The 15321-nt window shown below is 28.0% G+C and carries 14 protein-coding genes and 1 tRNA gene; 12 read left to right on the top strand and 3 right to left on the bottom strand.

Annotation, left to right across the window (positions count from 1 at the left end; genetic code table 11):
• Window positions 1–88: 88 nt before the first annotated feature.
• Window positions 89–1567 carry a BREX-1 system adenine-specific DNA-methyltransferase PglX gene (locus NSA50_RS13370; protein WP_257445766.1) on the top strand — a complete coding sequence of 493 codons (1479 nt, stop codon included), beginning with the start codon at window positions 89–91 and terminating at the stop codon, window positions 1565–1567.
• Window positions 1568–1600: 33 nt separating this feature from the next.
• On the opposite strand, the gene rd is transcribed toward NSA50_RS13370, so the two are convergent.
• Window positions 1601–1765 carry a rubredoxin gene (gene rd, locus NSA50_RS13365; protein ID WP_195266063.1) on the bottom strand — a complete coding sequence of 55 codons (165 nt, stop codon included), beginning with the start codon at window positions 1763–1765 and terminating at the stop codon, window positions 1601–1603.
• A 129-nt stretch (window positions 1766–1894) separates the two neighbouring features.
• Between rd and NSA50_RS13360 the strand changes: the two genes are divergently transcribed.
• Window positions 1895–2197: a hypothetical protein gene (locus tag NSA50_RS13360; protein WP_195266065.1), complete on the top strand. Its 303-nt coding sequence runs from the start codon at window positions 1895–1897 to the stop codon at window positions 2195–2197.
• Between the two features lie 56 nt (window positions 2198–2253).
• Here the strand turns inward: NSA50_RS13360 and NSA50_RS13355 are convergent, their stop codons facing one another.
• The gene (locus tag NSA50_RS13355) at window positions 2254–3834 is read right to left on the bottom strand and encodes a DEAD/DEAH box helicase (protein WP_257445763.1); all 1581 of its coding nucleotides are present in this window, start codon (window positions 3832–3834) and stop codon (window positions 2254–2256) included.
• Between the two features lie 286 nt (window positions 3835–4120).
• On the opposite strand from NSA50_RS13355, the gene NSA50_RS13350 reads away from it, so the two are divergent.
• The 3 genes from NSA50_RS13350 (at window position 4121) to NSA50_RS13340 (ending at window position 7468) form a co-directional block, all read left to right on the top strand.
• On the top strand, window positions 4121–4627 hold the full coding sequence (locus NSA50_RS13350; RefSeq protein ID WP_195430778.1) for a methylated-DNA--[protein]-cysteine S-methyltransferase: 507 nt from the start codon (window positions 4121–4123) through the stop codon (window positions 4625–4627).
• Between the two features lie 229 nt (window positions 4628–4856).
• The gene (locus NSA50_RS13345; protein ID WP_257445760.1) at window positions 4857–5963 is read left to right on the top strand and encodes a Fic family protein; all 1107 of its coding nucleotides are present in this window, start codon (window positions 4857–4859) and stop codon (window positions 5961–5963) included.
• A gap of 134 nt (window positions 5964–6097) precedes the next feature.
• Window positions 6098–7468, top strand: coding sequence for an MATE family efflux transporter (locus NSA50_RS13340; RefSeq protein ID WP_257445758.1), 1371 nt, complete (start codon window positions 6098–6100; stop codon window positions 7466–7468).
• Between the two features lie 305 nt (window positions 7469–7773).
• On the opposite strand, the gene NSA50_RS13335 is transcribed toward NSA50_RS13340, so the two are convergent.
• Entirely contained in the window at window positions 7774–8499 is a 726-nt protein-coding gene (locus tag NSA50_RS13335) for a lysophospholipid acyltransferase family protein (RefSeq protein WP_257445756.1), read from the bottom strand.
• Window positions 8500–8788: 289 nt separating this feature from the next.
• Between NSA50_RS13335 and NSA50_RS13330 the strand changes: the two genes are divergently transcribed.
• From NSA50_RS13330 to NSA50_RS13300, 7 genes are all read left to right on the top strand, one after another.
• Entirely contained in the window at window positions 8789–9604 is an 816-nt protein-coding gene (locus NSA50_RS13330) for a staygreen family protein (RefSeq protein ID WP_257445754.1), read from the top strand.
• 82 nt (window positions 9605–9686) lie between these two features.
• Window positions 9687–9761, top strand: a tRNA-Arg gene (locus NSA50_RS13325).
• Window positions 9762–10218: 457 nt separating this feature from the next.
• Window positions 10219–11463 (top strand): HlyC/CorC family transporter, encoded by a 1245-nt coding sequence (locus NSA50_RS13320; protein WP_195266079.1) that lies wholly within the window; start codon window positions 10219–10221, stop codon window positions 11461–11463.
• An 85-nt stretch (window positions 11464–11548) separates the two neighbouring features.
• Window positions 11549–11992, top strand: coding sequence for a nucleoside deaminase (locus tag NSA50_RS13315; RefSeq protein ID WP_257445752.1), 444 nt, complete (start codon window positions 11549–11551; stop codon window positions 11990–11992).
• A 97-nt stretch (window positions 11993–12089) separates the two neighbouring features.
• The gene (lgt, locus tag NSA50_RS13310) at window positions 12090–12857 is read left to right on the top strand and encodes a prolipoprotein diacylglyceryl transferase (RefSeq protein WP_257445750.1); all 768 of its coding nucleotides are present in this window, start codon (window positions 12090–12092) and stop codon (window positions 12855–12857) included.
• A gap of 302 nt (window positions 12858–13159) precedes the next feature.
• Window positions 13160–14128, top strand: coding sequence for a tyrosine-type recombinase/integrase (locus NSA50_RS13305; protein WP_257445748.1), 969 nt, complete (start codon window positions 13160–13162; stop codon window positions 14126–14128).
• Between the two features lie 995 nt (window positions 14129–15123).
• Entirely contained in the window at window positions 15124–15288 is a 165-nt protein-coding gene (locus tag NSA50_RS13300; protein ID WP_257445746.1) for a hypothetical protein, read from the top strand.
• The last annotated feature ends 33 nt before the right edge of the window (window positions 15289–15321 follow it).

The raw sequence follows: 15321 nt of genomic DNA, 5'->3' as shown, positions 1-15321 counted from the left end.
ATAATACTATTATAAGTTATGGGACTATATAAATTAAAAGTTTTGTTTTGTAATATAGTATCTAAAATTAAATTTGGAGAAAGCGTTTATGGGAAGAAAAGAAAAAGTATTAAAGGAAAAAATAATAGATGATTTATCTATAGATAAAAGACAAATAGGTTATTATTCAACTCCAAGTTTTATATGTGATTATATTACAAGGCGAGTAATAGATGTAAAAAATAATGGTAAGAGTGTTTTCGATCCATGTTGTGGAAGAGAAGAAATGCTTAATCCTTTCAATAAGTTTAACATAGAAACTTATGGTATAGATATCATTAAATATAAAGAAGAATATAACTGTAATTTTGAAAATACAGATTTTATAAAATATTATTATGAATTTATTAATTCAAATAATCAAATAAAAAATTTAAATTATGATTATTATGTTTTAAATCCACCTTATAATTGTCATGAAGTTCAATATATAAGAGATAATAAAAAAGAATTAAAGAAATATTTCAATGATGTAGGTGTTCATAATATGTATGGAATTTTTATTTCAGCTATAATGGATATGGCTAAGGATGGAGCTGTAATAGGAATAATAACACATGATTCATTTTTAACGTCTAAAAGCTATGATGGGCTAAGAAAGAAAATATTGAATACGTGCTCTATACATGAAATAACTATGTGTCCAACTGACTTGTTTTTAGAGCAAGGAGCGGAAGTAAGAACTAGTATAGTTATACTACAAAAGGGATTAAATTATCAAGGAAATATAATCATAAATAATAGATGCAGAAGTCGAGAAGAGTTAGTTAGTATTTTAAAATCAGATGAAAATCATTTATATAAATTAAAGGATATAGTGTTAAATAATATCATAGATAACAGTGAATTTATCTTAGAATGTCCAAATGAGATTAAAGATTTATTTAAGCTTTATAGGCTAGGAGAACAATTTAAGTGTATAACTGGAATATCAACAGGAAATGATAAATTGTATCTTTCAAAAGAAAAGAAGGAGCCATATATAGTTCCGTTTTATAAGAATCCAGGTAGAGATAGATACTATACAAATAAAATCATGTATATAAATAAAGATTTTATGAATATATCTAAAAGTATTCCTAATTTTATAGTAAGAAATAAAGAGCTTTTATATAAAACGGGAATAATTTGCTCTTCAATGGGAGTACAATTTACAGCTTGCAAGCTACCTAAAGAAAGCACTTTTGGTGTAAATACTTGCATTATATGCGAAGATAAAGATATATTTTGGTTACTAGCGTATTTAAACTCTACTTTAGTTACTTATTTAGTTAGAGGTGTTTTAAATAGAAGTAATATGATAACATCAGGATATGTATCAAGAATACCACTTTTAAACTTTGACAATGAAGTAAAGAATAAGTTAGCTCATTTAGGAAGTCTAGCATATGAAAATGTTAAAAATGAAAAAGATATTAGTGATACATTAAAAGAAATAGATAAGATAGTTAATAATACTGCTAATTTATCTACTGATACAGTATTATATATAGATAGGTTTAAATTTGATTTGGTTAAGAGAACATAAAAAACAGTCTTTAAGACTGTTTTTTATTATGATTTATTCATCTAAAGGCTCAAACTCATCTTTGGAAGCACCACAAACTGGGCAAACCCAATCATCAGGTAAATCTTCAAAGGCTGTATCTGGATCTATTCCGTTTTCTGGGTCGCCATATTCTGGATCATAAACATAAGTACAAGGTACACAAATGTATTTTTGCATTAATATAAACCTCCTAAAATTCCTTTATATTTAAAAATGTATTGGGTATATTATTAAAATATGATATAAATTATTATAAATAATAAAAAAATATAAAAGAGTTATACATTTATAGATAGAGGTGATGATATGAAAAGAAAAACTAGTAAAAATAATGATTTACTAAGTAGTGTAAGAAAGGACACATCTCCTAAAATATATTCCTTATTAGTAGATTTAGTAAATGAAGATAGAGAGGATTTAGCAGAATTAGTATTAAAGATAGATTATTTATTAGAATATACAAGTGCATGTATAAATCAAAAAGATTTTGATGAAGCTAAGGAAACTATTAAGAGAGTAGAGGATAGAATAAGTATTCTTGAAAAAGAAGGTAAGGATATAGAATATATAAAATATCTTTATGAAGGAATAAAAAAGAAATGTAAATAACACAAAAGGCTATTTAACGCTTACCTCAAGCTTAAAATAGCCTTATTTTTATTTAATTATTTTCTTTTTCTATTTTTATTTGCGACTTCGATGTTTACTTTTCTCTTATTAAGCCTAACACCTATACATTTATCAAGAACCTTATCCTTAACATCTGGAGCTATATTAACAAATGAGAAGTTTTCTAATATATCTATATCACCTATTGAAGAAGCCTTTATTCTAGCTGTATCTTTAATAAAGTTAACTAGAGTTTTAGGATTTATTCCATCTCTTCTTCCTATTGATAAGAATAAGCGTATATCTTCTGATTTAGGAGCTTCTAAAACATCAGATGTATAAGTTTCTAATAAATCATCATTGAATTTAGTTTTTATTAAAGCAGCAATAATCTCTACAGAATCATACTTTTGAGTTAATTCTGTTGCTACTGGAATAAACTTTGAGTAATCAGAATCATTAATAGTATTAGTTACATCTTCTAATATTGATTTTGATTTACTGTTAAATATATCATTAACTGTTGGGATATTTTTTCTAGTTATATCACTCTTAGTTACTGATTTTATTTGTTTTAACATTGAATATTCTTTTGGAGAAACTAATGAGTAAGCTATACCTTCTCTATTTGCTCTTCCAGTTCTACCTATTCTATGAACATAGCTTTCAACGTCTTGAGGTAAATCATAGTTTATAACGTGTGTTATCCCTTCAACATCTATACCTCTTGCAGCTACATCTGTTGCAACTAAGTAATTTAAAGAACCTTCTTTAAATTTCTTTAATGTTCTTAATCTATGTGCTTGGGACATATCTCCGTGCATACCTTCAACAACATATCCTCTTGATTGCATACCTTCAACTAATTCATCTACACCCTTCTTAGTTCTACAGAATATAATTGCAGATGATGGAGTATCGAAATCTAAAACTCTACAAAGTGCTTCAAATCTTGTCTTATGAGATACTTCAAAGAAGTTTTGAGTTATCTTAGACACGGTCATAGAAGTTTTCTTTATAGATATATGTTTTGCATCAGGCTTCATATATCTCTTAGCTAATTTTCTTATTTGTTCAGGCATAGTTGCTGAGAATAATAAAGTTTGTCTTTCACTTGGTAATTGCTTTATTATATCTTCTAAGTCATCTATAAAGCCCATGTTTAACATTTCATCAGCTTCATCTAAAACTAAGAATTTAATTGCATCCAGCTTTATAGTTCCTCTTTTTATATGATCTAAAACTCTACCAGGAGTACCAACTACAATATTAACATTTCTTTTTAATGCTCTTATTTGGTTTGTTATTGGATCTCCACCGTAAACAGGTAGTATTGTTAACTCATCATATTTTGATAATCTTTTTAGCTCATCATTAACTTGTATAGCTAGTTCTCTTGTTGGAGCTAAAATTATAGCGCTAAGTCCACTTTTCTTAGAAATATGATTAATAATTCCACATCCAAAAGCAGCAGTTTTACCAGTACCAGTTTGAGCTTGACCTATAAGATCGTATCCTTGTATAGCTACAGGTATTGCCTCAGCTTGTATTTGTGATGGTTTTTCAAAACCTAAATCATTAATAGATTTCAAAAGGGTATCCTTAAGCCCTAAGTTACTAAATTTTATTTCGTTCATTCAAAATCCTCTTTCTTTTAGTATTTAAAATAATTTATAATTAAATATAATATATATTTTTTGATTTTATATTAGTTATATGATTTAACATTCCTTAAATCATAAAAAAATATAATATGATTTTTAGTAATGTTAAATTTTTACTATAACTATATAGTATTTTTTCTTAACTAACTCAGTATACACTATAATTCAAAAATATGCTCGTATTATTTACTAGTAAAATAAGTTATTTTGTAATAAATATTGAAAAAGCAATAAGTAAACGTTTGAGAGAAGGTGTAATATGGAAAATAATAGAGAAAAATTATATTTTTATGAAATAGATAGCATAATAGGGCCTATATATATTGTGAAGAGTGTAAAAGGATTAAGAATGATTGAATTAATAGAAGAAGAGTGGATCAAATTTAAGAAAAAAAATAACTTAATAGAAGATAAAAATATATGCTTAGATGTAATTACTCAATTAAATGAGTATTTTACTGGAAAAAGAAGAAACTTTGACTTAAAGCTTGATATAGAAGGAACTGAATTTAGAAAACTAGTATGGAAGGAATTAATAAAAATTCCATATGGAGAAGTGAAAAGCTATAGCTATATAGCTAGTTCTATTGGAAATGAAAAAGCTGTAAGGGCAATAGGTCAAGCTAATAGAGCAAATCCTATTCCTATAGTAATTCCATGTCATAGAGTAGCTGGTAAAAGTGGGAGGTTGTTAGGATATGCAGGAAACCATACAGATATTCAAGAAAAGCTTATTAAATTTGAAGAAAATAATATAATCCGATAGAAAGCTGAAAGGAATATATAGGAAATTTATATTTACATATTATGGGAGTGAATTTGTCTCTCCCTTTTTTTATTTATAAATAATATTCTTGTAATATAAGAATAAGTATTTTAATATATAATTGCGAAGTAAAATAATAGTGTAAAACATAGTATATAAATTGTTTATAAATATAAATTAATTTAGGAATTAAATAGTATATATTTAGTAAATAGGTAAGGAGATAAATATGGATACGCAACTTATTCAAGATTTTAAAAATTTATATTTTAGCAAAAAGCAAATTTCAAGAAGAATATTCGACAAAGAAGAGCTGGAAGAAATATGGAAAATGGTCGAAGAAGATAGAATAAAAATGTCTATGGAGAGTAGTTCTAATTTTGAACCGCTTGTAAATTACTGGTTTAACAATACGGAAGATATTATTTGTAATACTGAGTTTATAGATGAAGCAAATAATTTGGGGGTATTTAATTATATATCTCAAAAGATAAGGGAGAAGTTAAATAATTCAGCGGAAGAGTTGGAATTAATAGGGTTAGATAATTTAGATAGTATAGTTATTTCGGATGAAATATTAAAGAATTTGAAATTAGCTATTAATAATGACTGTAAAATTGACGAAGAGTTTATATTGAATTTGTATAGTATTATTGATGGAAAAGGCAAAAAGGATAATAAGAATAATATACAAGGCATTAGTAGAGATGAATTAAATGCAGATAACATAAAAACATTAATTTCCTTAATAAATGAAAATGGTGAGAAAAGTGTATTAATAGTAGCTGCAACAATATATTTATACATAATAGTTAATAGGCCATTTAAAAGATATAATTCTATATTTTCAGAACTTTTATCATATAAATATCTATTAGTTAATGGATATGAAGTTATAAAATATTGTTCAGTATCAACGTTAATAAATTCAAAATTAAAAAAATATAATGCGGCAATTGAAAATAGTATAGCTTCAAATGGTGATATAACTTACTTTATAAGATTTTACATAGGTATATTAAGAGATGCAATTGAATCTTTAAATAGTGAGTTAAATTATAAATTTGGTAAGAAAATATTGAAAGAGTTAATTGAAAGAAATAATATAAAATTAGAAGAAAGACAAATTAAATTTATTAACAGTATTTTATCATCTAAAATTAATACTGTAACAATAGAAAACTATAAAAATAAACTGGATATTTCATATGAAACTGCTAGAAGTGATTTGAATTATTTAGTAACATTAGGTTTTTTCAAGATAGCAAAGTCAGGAAAGAGATATGAATATTATAAGAATGATATATCTACGATTGTGGATAACTTTGAAGAATAATGTTGACAAATTTTAATAATTATTAGAAAATAACTAGAGAAAATTTAAGTGTTAAAAGAGCAGATGGGCGGCCAGACTACCCATGTGCTTTTTTTTATGCAAATAATTAAATTAACTAAAGTGGGAGGAGTTAGATGAAAAAGATACTAAAAGATAAGATGTTTATAAGTACAATGCTTACACTAGCATTACCGATAACACTGCAAAATTTTGTTACTTCATCATTAAATCTTGTGGATAATTTGATGGTCGGTAGACTAGGAGAAGAAGCTATTGCCGCTGTAGGGCTTGCAAATCAATACTTCTTTATTTTTATGTTATGTATTTCAGGTATAAATGCAGGAGCAAGTGTATTTATGTCTCAATATTGGGGAAGAAAAGATGTAGTTAATATTAAAAAGGTACTAGGATTAGATATTACTATTGGATTTTTAGCTTCATTAATATTTGGAGGAGCTGCATTTATTATGGCAGAGCCAATAATGAAGGTTTTATCAAGAGATTTTCAAGTTATAGAATTGGGAGTTCAATATTTAAGAATTATTGCAATAAGCTTTATATTTACTAATTTTACACAAGCACTTTCTTCAGCTCTTAGGAGTTCAGAGCAACCAAAGGTACCAATGTATGCAAGCTTAATTGGAGTGTTAAGCAATGCATTTTTAAACTGGGTATTTATTTTTGGAAACTTAGGGGTAAAACCTATGGGAGTAGCAGGAGCTGCGTTAGCTACAACCATAGCGCGTACTATAGAAATGATTTATATAATTATTATGATATATGGCAAAAAGAATGTTATATCAGCAAATATTAAAGAGTTATTTGCTTTTGATATAGATTTTGTAAAAGTGTATTTTAATACATCAACAGCTGTTATAGCAAATGAATTGTTGTGGTCATTAGGGATGACTGCATATTCAATTGCTTATGCACAAATAGGTACAAGTGCTGTAGCTACAATGCAAATTGCAACTACATTAAATAATATGTTTATGGTATTGTGTATAGGACTAGCCTCTGCTGCTGCAATTATGGTTGGTAACAAGATAGGTGCAAACGAAGAAGATATAGCAGTCGATTACTCACATAAAATAGGAAAAGTCGCACCAATGCTTGGATTAATAATAGGTGTTTTAGTATGGAATTTAGCTCCTCAAATAGTTAGGCCTTTTAATGTAGAAGCAGGGACATTTAAGGATACAGTAGAAGTTTTAAGAATAATGGCTTTAATATGTCCTATAAGATCTTATAATGTAGTTATGATTGTAGGAATATTTAGAGGTGGTGGAGATACACTTTATTCTACATTAGTTCAATTAGGAACAGTTTGGTTTTATGCCGTTCCAATGGCATTTTTAGCAGCTATAATTTTTAAATTGCCAATAACTTTTGTATATTTCTTAATATGTATAGAGGAATTTATTAAAGTTTGCTTTGAAAGAAGTAGGTTGAGATCTGGAAAATGGATTAAAAATGTAATAGCAGAAAATGAATTAGTAGTGTAATATAATCGAAAAGAGAAATAGATATATTCCGTAGCTAACTATATGCTCATTCCAAATATTCTATTTATCTTTGACAACTTATATTTCTCGCTTAAATTAATAGTAAAAGGGAAAAGTGAGGTAGTTAAGAAAAAATTCGCAGATGATTTTTAAATAAAAAGTGCTTTGTACCTTTAGCAAGAAAGATAGCAGATAGATTTGTTTTACATAATCTATCTGCTATCTTTCTTATTAATTTTTATATATTCATAATTCAGAAAAGTTGAATTATCTTTATATTTTTCTATTTTTTAATTCCTTCATTTTTAATAAGGCAATTTACTTTGTATTATTTCATAAACTTTTTTAGGCAAAGCATCCTGTTCTTCTTTAGTTAAATTAGCTGTTTCTATAGCTGGGTGGATATATAAATCTACGTGAGCAGGTTGTACAATCCATTTTTTCTTGCTAGATTCCATTATTTTATAAGATCCGCTCATTGTAACAGGTATTATAGGTACTTTAGATTTTGTAGCTAACTTAAAACTACCTGCTTTAAATTCACCCATCTTATCGCCTTTACTTCTTGTTCCTTCTGGAAATATAACTAGGGAATGACCGTTTTTTAATACCTTAACACCTTGAATTATAGCTTCTCCAGCTTTTCTTAGGTTACTTCTATCCATAAAGATACAATGCATGTACTCCATCCATGTACTTACTCCGGGGATTTTCTTTACTTCTATTTTGGATACAAATCCTTTTACTCCAGGAATTTTAGTAATATATATTGGTATATCAAAATTTCCTTGGTGATTTCCTATAAATAATACATTTTGATCTTCAGGAAGATTTTCTAGTCCATGAACTGTAACTTTAACTCCAGCAACTTTTAAAAGACTATTAGCCCAAGCTGTAGTCGCCTTATAAACAAGTTGTTCCTTTTTATCTTCAAGACCTTTTTTATCAAGCCTTTTAGTTCTTATCATACTAGGTATACTAAGCAGTAAACCTACGAAGAAAACTATATACCAAGCAATAGATCTAAGCATGCAATCAAATCCTTTCAATAATTTATTAAAAATTCCATAAATAAAGTATATAACAAAGTTACTACATATAAAAGTAAATAAATAGATAACTTTTAAAGTGGTATTTCTTGATATTTAAGGGTCTAACGAAACGGTAGGACCTTAATAGGTATTAATACTAGTTGTGATGAAATTTTTGAAAAATATATCACTAAATATGTGTATAAAAAGTATAATTTATAATCTAAGTAACTATATAATTATATCAAACATATAGTAAGTAATAAAAAGTATTTTAGAGGTGAGAGGTTTGGATAAACTAGAACCGAGTAAACTTATATTTGATTTTAAAGATGGAATATCTAAGGAGGGCCCAATAATTCCACGTAATTATACAGTTACTCATTCAGATGAGGCAGGCAATATATTGGTAATAGTTGCTAAAACGTATGATAAAAGTTGTGTAACTGATAAAAAAGATGAAATATATGGTAAGTGGTGCGAAAATGGTAATGAGTATATTTTGTGTATCGAGTTAAGTGTAGATGGGAATGAAAGAGATAAAAATAAGGTGGTACAAAGAAATAGAATATTTAGAGATGTTCTACCATTAGTAATTACTGCTATAAGACAGGGAGATTTAGGATTAATAAAAAAACATAATAAATTAGATGAATCAGATATATTTATAAAGTTTAATTCAAGATTTGATGAATTTTATAAAGTTGAGCATTGGGGAAAATTAAAAAATTATAAGTATATAGAAGATGATTACGATGAATGTGACCTTAAATCGTCAGAAGAAAGTAGGCTAATGGGAAAAACAAGGTCTCAATTACTTAGGAAAAAGAAATTTAAAATTAGAATGGAAGAAGGTATTATACTTAATCTTTTAAATCCATATATAGAAAATCAATTATGCGTTGCATATGGGAATAATATAAGGTACTGTATTGATAAATGTGAGATAATTGATATTGATGAAATAAAATCATTAGATGGATGTGGGAAAATATATGAAGTATCTTTATCAGTTAAAATGAAGATAAAATCTAAGCTTAGAGAGGTTTCTATGGATTTTATCATAAAGCCAAACAATGTAATAATTAAAAGAATGGAAGAATAAATAATTGCTATGGATGATATTATAGAAGTAGGATAATATTGACATGTGTTTAATATTATTATACAATTTACTTGATGTTTATGTCTCCATAGTTCAATGGATAGAACAGTCCCCTCCTAAGGGACAGATACAGGTTCGATCCCTGTTGGGGATACCACATAAAACCCTCAAGCTTTAATTTTATTAGGCTTGAGGGTTTTATGTTTTTTTAAGTACTAAAATATAATTAAAAAGATTAAGGAATGATATATTTTATAGAGTTTATTGATATAGTGTAGTTACCGATAAATGAATTAGAGTAACTACAAGTTATGTAGTTACTAAGAAATATAATAAAGTAACCACAAAAGATGTAGTTACCAAGAAAAAGATAAGGTAACTACAATAGAGATACATAACTAAGTAAATTTGAAAATAACTTAGCGATAATGTTTTACTTATATATGAAAAATGATAACTAGATAATTTATAAAATTTAATTATATAAATGCGCTATGGTAAATATTATATATTATAGAATTATTACTTAAATTTTATCTTAAAATTAATATATTAATTTTAAGATATGATATAATATAAAATAAAAAATATTTAATTTAGGAGTGTGAATAAATTTGGAGAGTTATACGTGGCAGATAGTATTATTAATAATATTATTGTTGATGTCAGGATTTTTCTCTATGTCAGAAACAGCCTTAATGGCACTAAGTAAAATTAGAATAAGACATATGGTAGAAGAGGGAGTTAAGGGAGCAAAGCTAGTTGAGAAGCTTGCTGAAGATCCAAGTAGGCTATTAGGAGCAATACTAATAGGTAATAATATAGTTAATATAGGAGCATCTGCACTTGCAACATCTGTTGCTGTTAAAGCTTTTGGAGAAGGGGCAGTAGGAGTTGTAACTATAGTGATGACTATATTAGTTCTTATATTTGGTGAAATAACTCCAAAATCTATAGCAAAACAAAAATCAGAAAGTGTTGCTTTAAAGGTTAGTAAGCCTATAAATATTGTAGTTAAAATATTTAGACCATTTATAGCTATATTTACAGCTATATCTAGCTTATTTATAAGACTTTTAGGTGGTGATCCAAAGGCAACAGAACCATTTATAACAGAAGAAGAACTAAAGACTATGGTAGGTGTTAGTGAAGAAGAAGGAGTACTTGAGGATGTAGAAAAAGAAATGATATTTAATGTTTTCGAATTTGCAGATTCTCAAGTTAAGGATGTTATGGTTCAAAGAGTTGATGTAGTAGCAGTAGATATAAATGCTACCTATGATGAAGTTATAAATATTATTAAAACTGAACAATTCTCAAGAATACCAGTTTATAATCAGAATATAGATGATGTTATAGGAATATTAAATGTAAAAGACTTAATAATAGCTTCTCAAAGTAAGGAGAATTTTAAAATCTCTGATTATATGAGAGATGCTTACTATACTTTTGAATTTAAGAAAATTACAGAGCTGTTTAATGAAATGAAAAAAACTAGAAACCACATGGCTGTTGTATTAGATGAATATGGCGGAAATGTTGGTATAGTTACTATAGAAGACTTAATTGAAGAAGTGGTTGGAGAAATTGAAGACGAGTATGATGACGAAGAAGATAACGATATAGTAGTTGTTAAAGAAGATGAATATATAGTTGATGGAAGTGCAAGATTAGATCATATAGGTGATTTAATAGGGGTTACAATGGAATCAGAGGAGTTTGATTCTGTAGGAGGACTAGTAATTGGTGAATTAGGAAGATTTCCTGAGAAATCAGAGGAAGTTAAGCTTAATAATATTAGGTTTGTAGTTGAAGAAGTAGATAAAAATAGAATTAAGAAAGTTAGAATATACACTTAATTTAAAAATAAAATGGAGAACTATATAAAATTAAGTTCTCCATTTTTATTTAAAATGATAGATTCTTAATAAGAGGTTGTATTTTATGGATTATATGAATTTAGCAATAGAAGAAGCTAAAAGTGCATATAACAAAGGAGAAGTTCCAGTAGGTGTAGTTATAGTTAAAGATGGAGAAGTTATAGCAAGTCAACATAACTTGAAGGAAAGTTTAAATTTACCAACAGCACATGCAGAAATATTAGCAATAGAAGATGCTTGCAAAAAGTTAAATAATTGGAGGTTATCAGGTTGCGAGATGTATGTAACTTTGGAGCCTTGTCCGATGTGTGCAGCAGCAATAGCACAAAGCAGAATTTCAAAGTTATTTATAGGCACTTTTAATAAAGATATGGGTGCCTGTGGCTCTACTATAAATTTAATAGACTATAATATATTTAATTGGCATGTAGATGTTAGGTGGTGCTACAATCAGGAATGTAGTGATTTATTAACTTCATTTTTCTTAAAACAAAGGAATAAAAATTAGGAATTATGTATTCCTTTATAAATAGTACATATTTATTTGGTATAATTATCTATAAAGTTATATAATTAAAGTAATAACTATAAGAGGAGGAAATAAAATGAATCCAGTAGCTTTTGAATTATTTGGTTTAGAAATAAGGTGGTATGGAATAATAATATCACTTGGAGTATTAGCTGCTATGTTATTAATATATATGTTGGCTAAGAAGAAAAAATTAGATTATGATATAATAATAGATGCATTTTTAATAACTTTTCCAATATCAATTATTGGAGCAAGATTATATTATGTAGCTTTTGAATATAAAAACTACCATTCATTTATGGATGTAATTAACATAAGAAATGGTGGAATGGCAATACATGGAGGAGTTATAGCTGCGTTATTAGCAGGTTTCATATTTGCAAGATATAGAAAAATAAACTTCTTAAGATATGTAGATGTTATAATGCCAGGAGTTATACTAGCTCAAGCAATTGGGAGATGGGGTAACTTCATGAATCAAGAAGCGCATGGAGGTCCAGTATCTAAAGAGTTTATAAGTAAGTTCCCAGAATTTATTCAAAAGGGTATGTATATTAATGGAGTTTATTATCATCCAACATTTTTATATGAATCAATATGGAACCTTTTAGTTTGTGCAATTTTAGTTTATATTGTTTATAAGAAAAAGGAAGCAAAAGACGGTATAGTTCTTGGGGGATATATGATTTTATATTCAATAGGAAGATTCTTTATAGAAGGATTAAGAACTGATAGTTTAATGTTTATGGGACTAAGAACAGCTCAAATGATAAGCTTACTTGGAGTACTACTAGGTATAGTTTTAATTGTCTGGATAAATAAGAAAAATAAGGCTGTTTAGGTATTATAGTTACATAGAAGTTTTAAATGTTGCAATATGAATTAGTATGTGATAATATATAGCAGTAGTTAAAATTAAATAGCTATATATTATTTTATGGAGAGATGTCCGAGTGGTCGAAGGAGCACGCCTGGAAAGCGGTTGAAAGGCTGTAAAGGGCTATCTATCTAGTATTAGACAAGTAAATACGTAATTGAAAGTAAGTAAGATATAAATATAAGACTTACGGTATATAAGAGTTAACAGCTCGATACCGTAGGTCTTTTTTTGTTGTTTAAAACAGATATTCAGGAGGTGTTTAAGTGGCTAACTATAAGAAAAAGAAACTAACTTTAATATCAGTAGATAAAAACTTTGAGCAGGGATATGGTGAGTTTATAGGATACTGTAAAGCTCGTAATCTTAGACCAGCGACTATAAAGCATTATGACAATATTATTAACTATACTTGGTATAAGTTTTTACCTAAGGAGACAGCTATAGCAGATATAACTTTACAGACTGTATATGACTTTATGGAGTACTGTAGAGCCTTGGGAAATGGTGATACTACAGTAAATACAAACGTCAGAGCTATTAGAGCTATACTGTATTACTTTATGAGACTTGGATATATGGACGAGTTTCAGATAGTAGAACCTAAACGTAATCCTAAGCCTATAGAGACATATACAGACGCTGAGTTAAAGATATTATTGACTAAGCCTGATATGAAAAAATGCAGGTTTAGTGAGTATCGTAACTGGGTAATATGTAACTTTCTATTAGCTACAGGAGCTAGACTATCTACGTTAGTAGAGTTAAGAGTAGAGGATTTAGACTTTGAGAATGAGCTAATAGCTTATAGACATACAAAGAATAGAAAGCGTCAGGTAGTACCTATGAGTAGTAAGTTAAAGCTGATACTACAGGAGTATGTAGCTTATATAGATGGTGAGGGAGTATTATTCCCTAATTCATACGGTGAGCCTATTAGTCAAATTACTATTACTCACGGTTTACAGTATTATAACCAGCGTAGAGGAGTAATGAAAACAGGAGTACACAGGTGGCGTCATACATTCGCTAAAAAGTGGATACTCTCAGGAGGAGACATATTTAGACTTCAAAAAATGCTAGGTCATTCATCAATGGAGATAGTTAAGAACTATGTAAATATGTTTACTGATGACCTACAGAGGGACTTTGATACATTTAATCCATTAGAAACTATGGCTGAGCCAGTAAGGTCTAGGATAACAGTAAGAGATAAAAGGAGGAGATTAAAATAGACCATTTAATAGAAACAATCGAGACACATATAGAATTTGATTTTAACATTTTTTACGAGGAGCTAAAGTCAGGTAAGTATAAGAAATACAGCGACTGTTCTAGCTATGGTGGACTTAAAACTACTATAGATAGTGTTAATATCCTAAGAAAGTATATGGGCTGGGATAGGATTAGTATAAGGAATATGGTTAAAGAAAGAGAAGAGTTATAAAGAAAATAAAAGGAGAAGTTAATAGAATGAAAACAAATGATATAAAGCATATACAAGATATATTTATAAGATACATAAGAAAAGAGAAAGTATCTAAAGAGGAAGAAGATAGACTATTTAACTACTATGAAGAACATATATTTTAAGATAACAGAAAAGGAGCTAGGTACTGAGAATACCTAACTCCCTCTGTAACAATTAAATATTGTTAAATAAATCTTTGTATATCTCACTAGGAGATACCGAAAAACGTAATTAAATGGTATCAAAAAAAGTGGAAGTATGCAAGGCTTTATTTCCTATACCCTAAAATTGGTATAGGTTAGTAGTCCAAGCACTAGAGCTACTTATAAATAATTCTAGTGGTTACATAGAGCCAATGCAGAAAATCTATGGGGTATAGTTTAATTACCTTAGTTATAAAGTTATATCCTTAGTCGGGTACATATGACCGATTAATAAATTATATGGGTTGTTTAAGGGAACTGGTCAGTAATGACGGGAGTTAAACACGTCAAAGAGAGTAGTCGGGTAACAGTTGGCTACTTAGTGTTTAACTATAACTAAGGTGTTAAAGCGAGGATACAATGCGTATACTTTGTAATAAACGAAGTCCTAGGAGTAAAATCTTAGGGCTTATTATATTCGCTCGAATGTGTCCACGTGCCTTTGTAATAATAGCCTTCGGCTCAGTAATTGCAAGTGTTTAATAATACTTTAATTTAAAATATTAACAGGATTTAATCTATATGATACAATGTAAAATAAAAAAGGAGAATATAAATGTTAGAGCAAATGATAGATAGGATACCTATAGCATTAATACTAATTATATCAGGTTTAATAGGCTACACTATAGCTATGAGACCAGCATTAAGTAAAAGAGAGAAGAAGGAGCTTAAAGAGCTAGATAATGTAATATCTGAGACATACGGAGGAAAGAAATAGGGATAGTATAAACAAGTTTTTTATTGTATAAAT

The organism is Clostridium mucosae (assembly GCF_024622765.1).
Taxonomy (GTDB): domain Bacteria; phylum Bacillota; class Clostridia; order Clostridiales; family Clostridiaceae; genus Clostridium.
This window is presented reverse-complemented; position numbering and strand designations above follow the sequence as displayed.

Coding starts and splice junctions, on each gene's coding strand:
- NSA50_RS13345 (WP_257445760.1), top strand. CDS start 4,857: ATGGATACGCAACTTATTCAAGATTTTAAAAATTTATATTTTAGCAAA.
- NSA50_RS13340 (WP_257445758.1), top strand. CDS start 6,098: ATGAAAAAGATACTAAAAGATAAGATGTTTATAAGTACAATGCTTACA.
- NSA50_RS13300 (WP_257445746.1), top strand. CDS start 15,124: ATGTTAGAGCAAATGATAGATAGGATACCTATAGCATTAATACTAATT.
- NSA50_RS13370 (WP_257445766.1), top strand. CDS start 89: ATGGGAAGAAAAGAAAAAGTATTAAAGGAAAAAATAATAGATGATTTA.
- NSA50_RS13350 (WP_195430778.1), top strand. CDS start 4,121: ATGGAAAATAATAGAGAAAAATTATATTTTTATGAAATAGATAGCATA.
- rd (WP_195266063.1), bottom strand. CDS start 1,765: ATGCAAAAATACATTTGTGTACCTTGTACTTATGTTTATGATCCAGAA.
- NSA50_RS13335 (WP_257445756.1), bottom strand. CDS start 8,499: ATGCTTAGATCTATTGCTTGGTATATAGTTTTCTTCGTAGGTTTACTG.
- lgt (WP_257445750.1), top strand. CDS start 12,090: ATGAATCCAGTAGCTTTTGAATTATTTGGTTTAGAAATAAGGTGGTAT.
- NSA50_RS13315 (WP_257445752.1), top strand. CDS start 11,549: ATGGATTATATGAATTTAGCAATAGAAGAAGCTAAAAGTGCATATAAC.
- NSA50_RS13360 (WP_195266065.1), top strand. CDS start 1,895: ATGAAAAGAAAAACTAGTAAAAATAATGATTTACTAAGTAGTGTAAGA.
- NSA50_RS13355 (WP_257445763.1), bottom strand. CDS start 3,834: ATGAACGAAATAAAATTTAGTAACTTAGGGCTTAAGGATACCCTTTTG.